Below are 15,676 nucleotides of genomic sequence, written 5' to 3' on the forward strand. Positions count from 1 at the left end.
ACTACACCCCTTCGAAGCTGTCGCGAATACGTGCGATCAGTTCGAAAAACTCTGGGTTATTTCTCATTTCCGCCGTTCGCGGACGTGGCAGAGGAATTTCGACCACAGCGGACAAGCGACCTGGATGCGGGGAAAGAACAAACACCCGGTCAGAGAGGAATATAGATTCAGGAATACTATGAGTTACAAAAACAATTGTGTTCTGCACTTTACTCCAGACAGACAATAGCTCTTCATTCAATCGCTCACGCGTAAATTCATCCAGCGCTGAGAACGGCTCATCCATGAGCAGAATTTCCGGCTCCATCGATAGCGCTCTGGCAATCGCTACACGCTGCTGCATCCCGCCGCTGAGCTGCCACGGATATTTATCCGCAAAGCTCTGCAACCCCACCAGATCAAGAAGCTCCATCGCCTTTTCCTCACGGATTGACTTCTTTACCCCCATCAGCTCCAGCGGCAATGTGATGTTATGCTTCACTTTCCGCCAGTCGTATAACACTGGACTTTGAAAAACAATGCCATATTTTTGCGCCAGCCTGGCTTCTCTGGCACTTTTCCCAGCTACCACAATGTTCCCGCCTGTTGGTGCTATGAGATCGGCCATCAGTCTAAGCAGCGTCGTTTTTCCACATCCGGAAGGTCCGAGCAGGGAGACGAACTCCCCTTTAGCAATATCAAGACTCACCTGATGCAGGGCAAGCACTTCCGCAGCTTCTGTCCGATAACGCATTTCAACATTCTCCAGCTGAATCTCAGGAATATTTGTCGCTAGTGATGACATCCTCAGCCCCCCTTTTCAAAATAAGTCATGTTTATAATGTTATATAAACTGACGTGATATAGATAAGATCAAGAAAACTTCTATCGCATGTAGTATTAACTAACATGTTACACGCTGCTCACTGGACTCTCACTAGACAATTAGTAAAATAGCTCCTGTTAAATTGCGTCATTTTGTCTAGGAGACATTTTTTTGACTACAAACCCGAAGTATTTTTTTTATATCCGTAGATATGTGGTAATATTTATCCATATCTTTCCTCGGCAGGTGACAATAGACCCATGGGATCTATAATCTCGAACTATATTGTAATTGTTGCTATATCAGGTGTGCTGAGCGTCTTATTAGCCCTTTTCGCCTATTATAAAAAAACTGATTTCTTAGGAATCAGGGCTTTTGTTATAAGCTCCTTTACCTCTGCTATTTACACCTTCGGCTTCGCATTAGAGTTATCGGGGAAAACCCTGGAGGAAATCAGCTTCTGGATTAAGTTAGAATATCTGGGGATGCCCTTCATTGCGCCAGCTAGTCTAATCATGGTGATCCATTTCGTTGGGCTGGAGACGCTGTTTAAAAAAGGCATACGGGCGGCGTTATTTATCATTCCGTTCATTACAACGCTGCTGGTTTGGACCAATGATTACCATCATCTCTTCTATAAATCCATTTATTTACGGAAAAATACGCCCACCCCACTCGTTGATGTTGTGATGGGACCTTGGTATATCGTTCACGGCAGCTTTACTTTTGGCTGTCTGCTGGCAGCCATTTGCCTCATGATATGGCAGTGGAACCGGATGAAGCGGGTATACCGCAGGCAGATCATCACAATAATAATCGGGTTAAGTCTTCCAACACTTGGCTCTTTTTTGTATCTGATGGGCTTGACTCCTTACGGAATGGATCCCGTCCCGATCATTATGAGCCTGACCTCCTCCCTATATATTTGGGCTATTTTATCCCGGGGCATGTTAACGGCTGCGCCTATTGCTCGTGAGAATCTCTTCGAGAGCATGCGGGAGGGAGTGCTTGTCACCGACCGCTCGGACATGCTCGTCGATTACAATCGTGCAGCCGCGGATATGATAGAGGGGCTCAACTCCTCATCGATTGGCAAACCGCTAGCGCAATTGTTTCTTAACGCAGGCAAAGACGCCTTGTCCTATGTGATGGACGCCGAGCCGCTGTTGCGCGAAGAACGGGAAGTGGCTTGGAACAAAGCAGAGGAGGTCTGCTATTATCAAATCCGTTCCTCTCCGGTACAAAAACAAGAGGGGCACATAGCAGGACAGATGATCATGCTGATTGACGTGACTGAACGAATACTGCTTCAGGAGAAGCTGCGCCAATTGGCTACGATGGACAGCCTAACCGGTATCTATAACCGCTCCTATTTTTTGGAACTGAGTCGAGCTCTCCTTGCCCGGTCCGCCAGCCTGCGAAGTTCATTATCTATGATTTTGCTGGATGTGGACTTCTTCAAGAGCATTAATGACCGCTATGGACATCAATACGGAGATCAAGCTCTCCAGCATATTGTCCAAGTGTGCAGCAGACATCTGCGGGAGGGAGATCTCTTTGGCCGTTATGGTGGCGAGGAATTTGTGATCTGTCTGCCAGAGACGTCGCTGAAGCAAGCTGCATTGCTCTGCGAAACTATCCGCGCGGATATTGAACAAAGCACCTTATATACCGTCATCGGGCCCATTAATGTGACCGCCAGCTTTGGAGTTGTGGAGGCCCTAAATCCAGAGGCCACTCTAGAAGAGCTGCTATCTGAAGCCGACCATGCTCTGTATAGCTCTAAACGGAATGGACGCAACGCTGTGCATCTCTCCCAAAGGTCAGAAATCATTCTTTTCAAACCTGTTTAATGACAATCATGTCCCTTCCTGCGCATTCAACAACTGGCCTTATTTTTCATAGTCTGTTTTTAAGTTTAATAAGAGTTATCTGAAAAACTAATCAGAGTGTTGAGAGTAAAATTTGCTTGATGGGATATGGAGGCGTAAGAAATAATGAGGAACCATACAATGATGCAGTTTTTTGAATGGCATGTTGCTGCGGACGGGAAACACTGGGATCGCTTAAAAGAAACTGCACCCGCGCTAAAAGCCGTAGGCATTGATTCTGTTTGGGTACCTCCTGTGACAAAGGCCGTCTCCGCAGAAGATACAGGCTATGGCGTGTATGATCTATATGATCTGGGCGAATATGACCAAAAAGGTACGGTACGCACCAAATATGGCACCAAACAAGCACTGATCAACGCAATTTCGGAATGTCAAAAGAATGGCATCGCCGTTTACGTTGATTTGGTCATGAATCATAAGGCAGGCGCGGATGAAAAGGAAGTATTCCAAGTCATCGAGGTCGACCCCAATGATCGGATGAAAGAAATTTCGAAACCTTTCGAGATTGAGGGCTGGACAAAATTCACCTTCCCTGGCCGCGGAAATGAACACTCTGCCTTTAAGTGGAATCACAATCATTTTAACGGCACTGACTTTGACGCCAAAGAAGAGCGAACCGGCGTATTCCGTATAGTAGGCGAGAATAAAGCGTGGAATCAGAATGTTGACGACGAGTTCGGAAACTATGATTATCTAATGTTCGCTAATATTGATTACAGCCATCCCGAAGTCAAAAAAGAAATGATCCAATGGGGAAAATGGCTGGTGGACACCCTCCACTGCAGCGGCTTCCGCTTGGACGCCATCAAACATATCAACCATGAGTTTGTTAAAGAATTCGCGGTAGAGATGTTTAATAAATGCGAGAAGGACTTCTATATCGTCGGTGAATTCTGGAATTCCGACTTAGAGTCCTGCCGACAATTTCTGAATACCGTCGATTATAAAATTGACCTCTTCGATGTATCCCTTCACTACAAGCTGCATTCAGCTTCTTTGGAGGGCAGAAACTATGATCTGACTAAAATTCTTGATGACACACTGGTGCAGACCCATCCCACCAATGCTGTAACCTTCGTTGACAATCATGATTCTCAGCCTCACGAAGCCCTGGAATCCTGGGTAGATGATTGGTTCAAGCAAAGTGCTTACGCGCTTATCCTGCTGCGACGGGATGGATATCCTGTGGTCTTTTACGGGGATTATTATGGGATCGAAGGACCAACACCTGTAGCAGGTAAAAAAGATGCGATTGACCCTCTGCTGTATACCCGCTATCACAAAGCTTATGGTGAACAGAAGGATTATTTCGATCATCCTAACACGATTGGCTGGACACGGCTCGGCGTGGAGGATATTGAACACTCCGGTTGTGCGGTGGTGATCAGTAATGGTGAGAATGGCCAGAAGAGAATGTTCGTAGGAGAACATCGCGCCGGTGAAGCATGGGTGGATTTCACCCATAACCATAAAGCCACCATAACCATTGAAAAAGATGGTTGGGCGACCTTCCCGGTCAATGGCGGCAGCGTCTCCGTCTGGGCTCTGCCGGATGCAGAAGCTGACAAGAAGTAAATCACTTGTACCTGATTAAAAAGGTGCCCAACGCCGTTTGGCGTTGGGCACCTTTTTTAGTTATTCGCTTTATGCTCCGGATGTCGGGATACAAGCCTCACCAGATCCAGCGTTAAGACGGGTAATGTTAGGGACGCTGGATAAGCCAAGTAACGCGGCTCCCACTCTGGATTGAACTTTTCCTTGTAACGACGCAATCTGGCAAAACCGTAACCATGCCCATGCCCACCTCTATTAAACACTTGATGAGCCAGCTTCTCCTCCTTCAGAGCTCCGGGGTCCTGCCCCCCACTGGATGATAGAGGAGTGTTGCCTAGATTAAATCGCCGATACCCCTTGGACTTCGCCCATTCCAACATACAAACCAATAAATAATCTACCGTCCCGTTTGGGACATTCTTCCGCTGGCGCAACAAATCTACAGACAGAGTCAATCCTTGATCATACCCCGGGGCAATAGAAGCAAATGCCAGTATTGTACCTTTGGCGTTCCGCAGCACCGCAATGGGAGCCAGTTGCAGATAGTCGACCTTAAACCAGCCTAACGAATAACCCTTTTCCGCTCGGCCATTCAACCACTCGTCCGAAATCGCTCGCAGTTCTCTCAGCAAACTATCAGCAAGCGGCGCTTCTGTAATTTCAACAAACATGCCTTCCCGTTCAAAACGATCGCTTACACTTTGCAGATCACCTTTCTTCAGACCACTGAGTGCAATGTTATCAAGGCTTATCACTGCCTCTTCACCCAGCTTAAAAAAGCGATAGCCCTGCTCCTGATAGACCGATAAAAAAGCAGGTGAAGCTTGATAGAAAACTACAACCAGACCATACTGATCTGCAGCTTGTCTAAATTCACTGATGGCTTCATTTATTAAGCTTCTCTCTCCCAGCGGATCACCCAGCACAACGAGCTTATCCCTAACTCTGGCGAAAGCGAGCAGCACTTTATCGTTCTGAGCCCAGAAGAAGCCCTTATCACCCAAAAATAACGTATGCGTTAAGGTATTGCCTTGAACTCCATCTAGAAAATGTTTCAGTTTAGCTACATCCAAGGTCCCGAACAGCTCGTTCTCCTTATGATGGGGCCTGAGGTTTACCCACATTATGAGCAGTACCCAAGACAAGACCAATCCTCCCACTGCCGTAAATGCAACATGACTATACCGCTGCAACCATTCAGGCTGTACACCCGGAGGCAGATGCTTCAGAAATCCACGATGTACATAACAGCCCATCAGATAGTAGCTTAGTGCAATTACTGAGGTGAGGGCAAACCACCAGATCGCGCTCTGTCTGCTGATTGGCGCACTAATCCGATAAAACCGCGATCTGGAAATCCAAAGAATAAGCGCTACTATAAGTAACAAAAGCGCCTCTTCATAATCAAAACCCTTAGTGACTGCAAACAACGATCCAATAAACAGAAGTACGCTAGTCCATACATATGCACTATGAACCCGCAATGTAATGCCCCGCGACAATAAAATCAGCATAAAACCAATAAGTACTGACAGATGATGAGATAGCTGCATTACCGGAAACGGCAATATTTCCTCCGTAATCTTCAACCTATACAGCAATCCGGGTACTGCTGCAGATAGTAAGAGAATAAGCCCGCTAGCTAGTACCAGCTTGCCAAGAGCCCACATCCCAAGATCGCTCAGAAAGGTATACTGACCCGGCCAGCCCCAGATCTTCTGCCATTTGTTAAGAGAGGGTTCGAACCCTGGAACTGAACGATCTTGATCCTTTTTTCCTTGCAGGCCAATTTCCAGTGCAGCCAGCACCAATCCGATCAACCAAGGAATGACATAATAAAACAATCGAAAGATGACAAGCACCGCCATCGCCTTATCGGTCTGGTAGCCAAGCTGTGTCAGCCCGAGCAAGGCAATAAGGTCAAATGCACCGATACCGCCGGGTGCCATACTCAAGATGCCGGCAATGGCAGCAATCGTAAATATACCAAAGATAGCTATAAAATGGACCTCATCCAAGAGATGGCTGCTGATGGTCCAAAACGTCACGCCAGCAAAGCTCCATTCCAGAAAGGAAGCACCGACGGAATTAACGACTGTAAGCCATGGTGTTCTACCTTTTCCCCGGTTAATCCATTTCGCATAAAGCGATGAGCGCTGTACAAACACAAAAACCGGCAAATAAAGCGCCATTCCCCATACTGCAAACACCAGCCAGCGATGTTCTTCCATCAAAGCCGTTGCCGGGAGTAAACCAAAGATATTCGCCCACGAAAGTAGCGATAACCCGGTAATCATAAGCGGCGACAGAAATACAATGGCGGGTGTTAGCACGGAGGTCGGCACCCCGCTTTTTTTATACAGCAGCGTCCTTAAACCAACTCCAGCCAGACCCGCAAACCCAATCAAGTTATTAAATGTATTAGCAATCCATGCATACCGAAAGGTACTCCACAGCCCTACTTTTAAACGAAAATGTGCCCGAATCAAATAATCATAAGCACTCATCACAGCTACGGAAAGAAGTGCAAAACCAATCATTTGCAAAATAGCAGACGTAGGTACTCGCCTTAGTTCACGCATTATAAGTCCTAAATGAACCTGCTTCAGCTCATGTTGTCCCTCCCAGTATACGAACGCTATGATAGCCACTGGAAAAAGGGCTCTGACCGCCCGGATCCGATAGATAGATAAGATCAGTCTTACAATTTTGAATCTTTCTAATGTCTGTTGCTTTGAATGCATGAGCCCACCTGCCTTTACCGCTGACACACGTTGTGCTAGACAATTTTTACAACTAGTCCATTATAGCAATTCTTGGAATAGAAGACCCGTGATAATCAACACCTACTCTATTAGACTGCCAGCAAATCCCTAACCCCTGCAACAGTTAAAGATTTTTTGGGAAATGAGGATAAGCATAGTTAATATATTACGAAGCTGGACAGATCAATATGACGGAACTTTATTTTAGCGGTATCTTTCTAGTATTGGCCAACAATGTGATAAAAGAACATTTAAATTGTAGTCTAAACTTAAAAATACATAACAAAAAGGACATCCCTCACGGCAAAGGATGCCCTTTTTGTTATGTAACACGACTTAGTATGGTTTATACACGAATATCAAATCTGCCTTGGCTATTCGTTGTTGCGGTAGCGATCTCTTGCGGGCTTGCCGCAGCAAGCGCGTTGTTTGCAGGTTTGGCAGGTGCTTCTGCACTACTGCTTGCTGCGGAAGCACTGCTCTGCGACTTCTGGGAAATTTGTGCCTCGATTTGCTTGATCTGCTGCTCAATTTGTTTCGTTTTCGTTTCTTTGGTCTTCGCGTCATCCGAGCTGGCATCAATCTTGTCCAATTCGGCTTCCAGCTTCGCTTTTTGTTTCTCGAGCGCGCTGGTATCTGTAGTACTAGACGTCGAGGTGGTATACGATGTAGAACCTGAGACTGCGGATATACTCATAATCATCCCTCCCTTCCTTACCTCCAATATAATCCTTTTGCAGATAAGGAACGTTAAAACCCGCTGAAAGTTTGCTGAAAGTTTTGCTCACTTTCAAGGTTATAAGGATAAGCTGTTAGGAATTGGTGTTTCCCCGTCTGACCAACAGAAAATAAGACAGAATAGAGAGAACACCCGTACAGGCAATCACAATCGCCATCGGAAGTGCTGAGTCTACGCCCCCAAGGCCCACAAGCGGTGCTACACAGCTACCAAGCAGCAACGGTAACAGTCCGATTAAAGCCGAAGCACTGCCTGCGGCTTCTCCTTGGTCCTGCATTGCAAGTGAGAAGCTGGTTGCTCCGACAATCCCCACACTGGAGACAACGGCGAACAGACAGATTAGAATAGGGATCAGCCCTCCCCCTACCAGGATCGTAAGCAGCAGCAAGACGCCCCCCGTTGTACAGAGCAGCAACCCGCTAAGCAGTAGCTTCGTCTCACTCACCTTACCAGCTAGTCTGCCGGCGATTTGACCTGTAATAATAATCCCAATCCCGTTCACAGCAAAGATCAAACTGTATACCTGCGGAGTAACCGCAAAAATATTTTGCAAAACAAAAGATGACCCTGAGATATAAGCGAACATAGACGCTGTAACAAAACCTTGGGACAAGGCATAACCCATAAACTTGCGGTTGCCAAGTAACACCTTAAAGGTAAGCAGAGTACCCTTCAACCCGCTCTTGGAGCGCCGCTCCTTCGGCAATGTCTCAGGCAAGCGCAGGAGAATCGTCAAGCAGAAGATAATTCCGGCAGCAAATAATACGAGGAATATCCCCTGCCATGTAGTCACTCTTAAGAGCTGTCCTCCAATGACTGGAGCCAAAATCGGACCCAGACCATTAACAATCATCAATAAAGAGAAAAATTTCGTTAGTTCAGAGCCACTATACAGATCACGCACAGCCGCCCTAGAGACAACTACACCCACTGAACCAGCAAGACCTTGAATAAACCGCAAAACAATTAAAAGTCCAATCGAAGGACTAAAAGCACATAGCACTGAGGAAACGGCATAGATGAACATCCCTATAAGCAGTGGACGGCGACGTCCATATACATCACTCAGTGGTCCAGCTACTAACTGACCTGAGGCCAGTCCCAATAAAAAGAAGGTGAGACTTAGCTGCACCAAAGCAGCCGTCGTACCGAAATCGTCGACAAGTGTAGGCAGCGCCGGCAAATACATATCAATCGATAACGGCCCAATGGTTGTAATGGAGCCCAGAATAACAGCAAGTTGCAATCTCTGCTTCCTAGAGGGTCCATCTACAGCAAGTTTATTAGCATTTTGCATTCCAATCATGATCCTTACGTCAACCTTTCTAAAGCAACCCGGGGGCCTTTTTTTGTATTCTTCATACTAACGTAAAGGAACTCAAATGATCAATCCTTTTATAAGACCTCATTCGGGGCTAATAACTTAAAAATAACCGCCAAAAGGCGGTTATCCTAATTGTTTTATTCATTTTGAGATGTACTAAACCCCTGTAGCCAATCTTTGGCGGCTTCGGCTTCCGCCATACTCAAGCGGTGACCTTGGTTGCCCCAATGGGTTGTAACCTCAGCGCCTGCTTTCTGCAGAATCCCCTCTAGCTCCTGAGTTTCCGTAGATGTTATTAGCGGATCATTCGTACCTGCCCCAATAAAGATAGACACCCCTTCAAGAGAAGGAAGCTCCACATTGCGTAATGGCACCATCGGATGCAACAGCACTGCCGCGCGGAAAATGTCCTTATAATGAAACAAAAGGCTACCAGCAATGTTTGCACCGTTAGAGTAACCAACCGCTACCAGATTGTTGGCATCAAACCCGTATTTTTCTGACGCTTCATCCAGAAATTTCTTAATCTCATGGGTACGGAAAACTAAGTCCGCTTCATCGAACACTCCTTCTGCCAGCCGACGGAAGAATCGTGGCATGCCATTCTCCAGCACATTGCCCCGTATACCTAGCACCGATGAATCTGGGGATAACATCTCAGCCAGCGGCAGCAAATCCTGCTCATTACCACCTGTACCATGAAACAACACTAACGTAGGTTTAGTTATATCTTTACCTTTACGGAATACATGAATCATCCCTGCTTCACCTCAATTTCTCTTACTTGAATAGGCGTTAAGTTTTCTTCGATGGCCGCGCGATGCGGCTCAAACCAGGACGGCAGCATCAACTTTTCACCCAACGCATCTGGGGCTTCATCACGGGCAAAACCCGGAGGATCTGTAGCGATCTCGAACAGGATTCCTCCTCTTTCACGGAAATAGATCGCATTAAAATACTGACGGTCTTGAACGGGTGTAGGTCTATGCCCATGACTCTGTACATGGCGCGACCATTCCAGTTGCTCTGCATCATCCTTTGCCCGCCACGCGATGTGATGAACTGTCCCTGCACCTCCCGCTCCGAGCGGAACGGGTGATGTCTTCAAATCAATAATATTACCTAGCTCCCCATTGGTTCTATAGCGAGTATATCCATCTCCGTCAGCAATATGTTCCATACCCAGCGTATGAACAAGTGTCTCAGCTGTTTGCAACGGATTGCTGCTATACAGCACAGCCCCGCCAAAACCTTTGATCGCGTATTTAGTAGGAATCCCACCAAAGGACCACTTACTGAGCGGGCCTTCCTCACGTTCCACCAGTTCAATCCGCAGACCGTCGTAATCGGCAAAAGCTAAATAGGGTTCCGAGATCCGACTTCCTTTTGTAACCGAAATTCCGTATTCAGCAAGGCGTTGTTCCCAGAATTGCAGAGCACCAACCGGCACTGCGTAGATCGTTACGCCAACTTGACCACTGCCGATTCTGCCTCTACGCCCTACAGGTGAAGGGAAAAATGTAATAATCGTTCCCGGAGCACCCTGCTCATTCCCAAAGTATAAATGATAGACCTCTGGAGCATCAAAATTAATCGTTTTTTTCACGAGCCGTAGGCCCAGAATCCCGGCGTAGAAATCAACATTGCGCTGAGCGTCTCCGACAAAAGCTGTAATATGGTGTATTCCTGCAGTTTGAAGTGTCATTATTATAAACTCCCTTCTTAGTTAAAAAACAATGCATCTAGAGAAATCGAACCTGGTCCCGTAAGCGCCACACCTACCGCAAATACCAGAACCGTGAGCGGAAACTCAATCCCGTTCGAAGTGGACCAGAAACCATTTGGAGCATGAACCTTAACGATTGCCCCCAGCATCGTGGCAGCGATCAACACCGCTGCAACAGGCGTTAACAGTCCTGCCGCGAACATAAATCCGCCCACCAGCTCCATAATCCCTGCTAAAATCGCCATAGTCACACCCGGTTTGATTCCGATGGACTCCATCCAGCCTCCCGTACCCTTCGGACCGTAACCTCCGAACCATCCAAATAGCTTTTGTGCACCATGTCCTATAAACGCAAGTCCAATCACCAATCTCATTAATAACAGTCCTACACTTATCATTTTTACATTCCCCTATTCCTTTGATTTAATTATCTTAATGTTAAGATATTGGGTAAAAAAGAGCGCCCGGCGAACCGGAATAACCTATGGGCTGCTCTCCTCTTCCCTCTTCTATCTACAACTCGGAGGCGTTAAACGTATCGCCGCCCTTAATCGTACCCGAGTTAAAACCTTTGTAGAACCAGCGCTTTCTCTGCTCTGAGGTACCGTGAGTGAAACTATCCGGCACTGCATAGCCCTGAGCCTGCTTCTGAATCGTATCATCGCCGACGGCGCTTGCAGCTGCCAGAGCTTCCTCTAAGTCGCCTTCCTCCAGCAGATTCATACCCTGAGCATGATTGGCCCAGACACCGGCGAAATAATCAGCCTGCAGCTCAAAACGAACCTGATATTTGTTGTACTCCTTCTCACTCAACGTCTGACGAAGGGAATCGAGCTGTTTCGAGGTGCCTAGTAATGTCTGTACATGATGTCCAACCTCATGGGCAATAACATAAGCCATGGCGAAGTCGCCCGGCGCATGGAAGCGTTGCTGCAACTCATCATAAAAGCTCAGATCAATATATAGTTTGGCGTCACCCGGACAGTAGAACGGACCGACTGCCGAGGTCGCTGTTCCGCAAGCAGAGTCTACACTCCCACTGTATAGCACTAAGGTGGGGTCCGTATAGGTCATTCCCTGCTGCTGAAAAATCTCACCCCAAACCTCCTCTGTGTCGGCAAGAACTACCGATACAAACTCCGCAAGCTCTTGCTCCTCTGCGGTCTGTTCATAAGGGGCCGTTGAACTGGAGCCTGTGGAAGTCAAACTTCCCAGGATATCCCCGGCATTGCCTCCACTGAGTAACGTGATGACCAGGACAAGGATAATTCCTCCGATCCCGCCACCAATCATCTTGCCGCCGCCGCTCATGCCTCTGCGGTCCTCCACGTTCGAACTCCCTCTTCTTCCCTGCCATTTCATGGCCAAGCCCCCAGTCGAAATATCAGGTAATCTTAAGTAAATGGCTACCTGGCTTCGTTAAGTTAAATATCTTATTAGTGATATACCCAAAAAAGCAGGGTTTCACTTATACTTACTGGAGTTGGGAGAATGAGGATGGAGCCGAACTACTTCCAACCTTATAGAGGCGCCTAGTTATTCGTCATGTTCGCAGCGCCTACACACCTTTGCCAAGCTTTTTCATTAATTCGATAGCCTGGACTTTCTCTTCCTTATCTAATCCACCCATCAAATCATGAATTGAGGCTACATGACGAGGGAAAATCTCATCAAACAGTTCACGGCCTGCATCCGTAATCTCCGCATAAGTAACGCGGCGATCCTCGCTACAGGGTACACGTTTCAGCAGTCCCTTTTTCTCCAACTTGTCGATATTATAGGTAATGCTTCCGCTCGTAACGAGAATTTTCTCCCCGATCTGTTGCAGCGGAATCCGCGTTCTATGGTAAAGTACTTCAAGCACCATGAATTCAGCCGAAGCCAAGCCATAACTCTTCATATCCTTCACCGCATGATCCATTAGGCTCTTATAAGCCTTAGATAAGACTACGAACAATTTCAGTGAGGCGGCTTGTTCTTCGTCAGGTGCACTCTCTGTATTACGCAGATTTACTTGTTTATCACTCATCAATTCCACCTCCACTTCAATCAAACTTGTATTCAATCCATTTATTTGTCTTTACATTAAATATCTTTAAGTTAAGATAACTATACGACTTCCCATCCTCCTTGTCAACCTCATCGCTAAAAAAGTCACTTCCGTCTAGAGACCGGTAAGTTTCCTTTGACACTTTACAGGGAGTGATAAAAATCACCCCAAGTTTGACCTGACCTATAAAAGGGCGTATTCTTGTCTTTACGAATGACTCTTTAGTAAGCGATTTCAATACCCTAAAGGAGGCGACCTGATGAGTTCGTTCAATCCAACCCCTACCGAAGAAGCTATGGAAGGGCAGGCTGGAGCACGACGCGTGCTGATCGTGACAGCCGTAGACGCGGAGCGTGACGCGGTCCTGCGCGGCCTGCAAGGCAGCGACAGGTTCCATGTTATCGCTGCCGGCGCAGGGCCGGCAGCGGCGGCGGCGGGAACCGCTGCGGCACTCGCAGCCGGTTCTTACGGCTGCGTATTGAGCGTCGGGATCGGCGGCGGATTCCCGGGGCTGGCACCTTTAGGCTCGCTGGTTGTAGCCAGCGAGATGATTGCCGCCGACCTCGGGGCCGAGACGCCGGAGGGCTTCCGCAGCGCTGCCGAGCTCGGCTTCGGCAGTGTGTCCGTGCCGGCTGACCGCGGCACGGTGCAAGCGGTTTCGGCCGCGCTGACAGCGGCCGGGTTACCCGTAAGCACGGGCACCGTGCTTACGGTCTCGACGGCGACCGGCACCGCGGAGACGGCCGCCGCCCATCTCGCGCGGCATCCCCATGCCGTCGCGGAAGCGATGGAAGGCCACGGAGTCGCCGTGGCCGCCCAGGCGCTGGGGCTCCCGGTACTGGAGCTCCGCGCCATCTCGAACCCGGTCGGTCCCCGCGACCGGGCCGCATGGAAGATCGGTGATGCAATGGAAGCAATAACGGCGGCAGCCGCTATATTACTGGAGGTGCTGTAATGACAACTGAGCTTAATATCGCTTTTTCCCCTTGCCCTAACGATACCTTTGTATTTCATGCCTGGGCGCACGGGCTTGTCCCGAATGCACCTAGGCTGAATGTAACCTATGCTGACATTGATATTACCAATACGCTGGCCGCTGACGGAGAAGGACCAGAAGTCCTCAAAATCTCCTACGCTGCTCTGCCTTGGGTTCTGGAGCGGTACAAACTGCTGCCATGCGGCGGCGCTTTAGGTCGCGGCTGCGGCCCGCTGCTGCTTACAGCAAGTGGACCCCATGCGATCAAACGCCCAGAAAAGCTAGCCGGACGCCGGATTGCTGTGCCTAGCGAACGCTCTACGGCTTATTTGCTTTTCCGATTATGGGCAGCACAAAATGTAACTGGAGGCATCGGCGAAATAGTCGTAATGCCTTTCGATGAGATTATGCCTGCCGTACGGGATGGCCATATCGATGCAGGGCTGGTAATTCACGAAGCCCGCTTCACTTACGCCTCGTATGGTCTTAATATGCTGACTGATTTAGGCAGCTGGTGGGAAAGCGATACCGGACTGCCCATTCCTCTCGGCGCTATCATTGCCCGCCGTGATTTAGATGCCGATGCTATCACCGGCTGGATTCGCAGCTCTCTTCAGTATGCGTGGGATCATCCAACGGATTCCAGAGACTATGTGCTTAGCCATGCTCAAGAGTTGGCTCCTGAAGTGGCTAAATCCCACATCGATCTCTACGTGAATGACTTCTCGATGAATCTGGGTGATGACGGCTATGCCGCAATCTCTGCCCTGCTTGATCGTGCTGCGGCAGAAGGACTTGTGCCTGCAATCGATCCAGCACTGCTTCGTTAACATTTACTAGATAGTTTAACAATCCCCGGCTACACCTAAAAGGTGTTCTCCGGGGATTTTATTTATTCTACGTAACATTCCCAGCCAGCCATTATTTGGCTTATCGAACCAGTGATTATACAATAGACTATAAACATGATCTATGAGGGAGGATCACATGATACCTAAAAAAAACAGCAAACAAAACATCGACCGCTTTCTGGGCTTTCAAGATGAATATGACCGCTACCGTCCCGAAGCCCCTGTGATGATTATCAAATTGCTAACAGATTACTTGGGTACCACCCCTTCACTCGTCGCAGATATAGGCTGCGGTACGGGTTTGTCTACTTTTCTCTGGAACGATGCCGCAGACCGCGTAATCGGTATCGAACCCAATCCAGATATGTTGGGAAAAGCAATCGATAAACTTAGCAGATTAGAAGAACCCCAATCAATTACTTTTGTGCAAGGCTACTCTAACCAGCTTCCGCTTGCATCAGATAGTGTAGACATAGTTACCTGCTCACAATCATTCCACTGGATGGACCCTGAGAGTACACTGCAAGAAATCTCCCGGGTCTTAAAAAAAGGCGGAGTCTTTGCCGCCTACGATTGCGATTGGCCTTTATCTCTTCAGCAAAATGTAGAAGAACGATACAACCAACTGATCTCCAAAACAGAAGAATTGCTGGCTTCGCTTTTGCCTAATGAGGAGAGAGCACATAAATGGGACAAAGAAGGCCATTTGTCACAGATCAAAGCTAGTGGGGCCTTCTCTTTTGCCAGAGAAATCGTATTCCACAACCTAGAGTCCTGCGATGCCCAGCGATATATCGGTTTAACCCTAAGTCAAGGGGGAGTGCAAACCGTAATGAAACTAGACGCTACCTTGCTTGAGCAAGATATCGCCGCTTACACCGCCGCGGTTGAACAGCATTTTCAAGGCAGAACATTAGAGGTTCTGATCAGCTACCGAATGAGAATCGGCATCAAATAATCTTCGATCACAACCAAAAAAACGCCCCGCCCCCTC

The 15,676-nt window shown here is 48.0% G+C and carries 14 protein-coding genes; 5 read left to right on the top strand and 9 right to left on the bottom strand.

Features of this window, described 5'->3' with window-relative positions; translation table 11 throughout:
• Window position 1: 1 nt before the first annotated feature.
• Complete coding sequence (locus tag NYE35_RS29690) at window positions 2-784, bottom strand: ABC transporter ATP-binding protein (RefSeq protein WP_076099708.1); 783 nt, start codon at window positions 782-784, stop codon at window positions 2-4.
• 281 nt (window positions 785-1,065) lie between these two features.
• Between NYE35_RS29690 and NYE35_RS29695 the strand changes: the two genes are divergently transcribed.
• Together NYE35_RS29695 and NYE35_RS29700 are read left to right on the top strand one after the other, a co-directional pair.
• Window positions 1,066-2,658 (top strand): histidine kinase N-terminal 7TM domain-containing diguanylate cyclase, encoded by a 1,593-nt coding sequence (locus NYE35_RS29695; protein ID WP_341122355.1) that lies wholly within the window; start codon window positions 1,066-1,068, stop codon window positions 2,656-2,658.
• Between the two features lie 141 nt (window positions 2,659-2,799).
• Entirely contained in the window at window positions 2,800-4,272 is a 1,473-nt protein-coding gene (locus NYE35_RS29700) for an alpha-amylase (RefSeq protein ID WP_036682065.1), read from the top strand.
• A gap of 56 nt (window positions 4,273-4,328) precedes the next feature.
• Here the strand turns inward: NYE35_RS29700 and mprF are convergent, their stop codons facing one another.
• The 8 genes from mprF to NYE35_RS29740 form a co-directional block, all read right to left on the bottom strand.
• Window positions 4,329-6,995, bottom strand: a complete 2,667-nt coding sequence (gene mprF, locus NYE35_RS29705; RefSeq protein ID WP_038573719.1) for a bifunctional lysylphosphatidylglycerol flippase/synthetase MprF — start codon at window positions 6,993-6,995, stop codon at window positions 4,329-4,331.
• A 367-nt stretch (window positions 6,996-7,362) separates the two neighbouring features.
• Window positions 7,363-7,713, bottom strand: coding sequence for a FlxA-like family protein (locus NYE35_RS29710; protein WP_076099710.1), 351 nt, complete (start codon window positions 7,711-7,713; stop codon window positions 7,363-7,365).
• Window positions 7,714-7,828: 115 nt separating this feature from the next.
• Window positions 7,829-9,052, bottom strand: coding sequence for a multidrug effflux MFS transporter (locus NYE35_RS29715; protein ID WP_036682442.1), 1,224 nt, complete (start codon window positions 9,050-9,052; stop codon window positions 7,829-7,831).
• Between the two features lie 164 nt (window positions 9,053-9,216).
• The gene (locus NYE35_RS29720) at window positions 9,217-9,837 is read right to left on the bottom strand and encodes an alpha/beta hydrolase (protein ID WP_036682072.1); all 621 of its coding nucleotides are present in this window, start codon (window positions 9,835-9,837) and stop codon (window positions 9,217-9,219) included.
• Window positions 9,834-10,784 (bottom strand): ring-cleaving dioxygenase, encoded by a 951-nt coding sequence (locus tag NYE35_RS29725; RefSeq protein ID WP_038573722.1) that lies wholly within the window; start codon window positions 10,782-10,784, stop codon window positions 9,834-9,836. Before NYE35_RS29725 ends, NYE35_RS29720 begins: the two co-directional genes overlap by 4 nt.
• A gap of 17 nt (window positions 10,785-10,801) precedes the next feature.
• Entirely contained in the window at window positions 10,802-11,203 is a 402-nt protein-coding gene (locus tag NYE35_RS29730) for a DoxX family protein (protein WP_036682076.1), read from the bottom strand.
• Between the two features lie 115 nt (window positions 11,204-11,318).
• A complete protein-coding gene (gene ypfJ, locus NYE35_RS29735; protein ID WP_038573724.1) occupies window positions 11,319-12,167 on the bottom strand; it encodes a KPN_02809 family neutral zinc metallopeptidase in 849 nt (282 codons plus the stop codon).
• A 196-nt stretch (window positions 12,168-12,363) separates the two neighbouring features.
• Window positions 12,364-12,834 carry a MarR family winged helix-turn-helix transcriptional regulator gene (locus NYE35_RS29740; RefSeq protein ID WP_036682080.1) on the bottom strand — a complete coding sequence of 157 codons (471 nt, stop codon included), beginning with the start codon at window positions 12,832-12,834 and terminating at the stop codon, window positions 12,364-12,366.
• Window positions 12,835-13,114: 280 nt separating this feature from the next.
• On the opposite strand from NYE35_RS29740, the gene NYE35_RS29745 reads away from it, so the two are divergent.
• From NYE35_RS29745 to NYE35_RS29755, 3 genes are all read left to right on the top strand, one after another.
• On the top strand, window positions 13,115-13,810 hold the full coding sequence (locus tag NYE35_RS29745) for a futalosine hydrolase (protein WP_176462529.1): 696 nt from the start codon (window positions 13,115-13,117) through the stop codon (window positions 13,808-13,810).
• Window positions 13,810-14,661 (top strand): 1,4-dihydroxy-6-naphthoate synthase, encoded by an 852-nt coding sequence (locus NYE35_RS29750; RefSeq protein ID WP_038573726.1) that lies wholly within the window; start codon window positions 13,810-13,812, stop codon window positions 14,659-14,661. The genes NYE35_RS29745 and NYE35_RS29750 overlap by 1 nt, the downstream gene beginning before the upstream one ends.
• A gap of 157 nt (window positions 14,662-14,818) precedes the next feature.
• Entirely contained in the window at window positions 14,819-15,640 is an 822-nt protein-coding gene (locus NYE35_RS29755) for a class I SAM-dependent methyltransferase (RefSeq protein ID WP_094900965.1), read from the top strand.
• Window positions 15,641-15,676: the final 36 nt, after the last annotated feature.

The sequence above is a fragment of the Paenibacillus sp. FSL L8-0494 genome (genome assembly GCF_038003695.1).
GTDB lineage: Bacteria > Bacillota > Bacilli > Paenibacillales > Paenibacillaceae > Paenibacillus_AQ > Paenibacillus_AQ odorifer.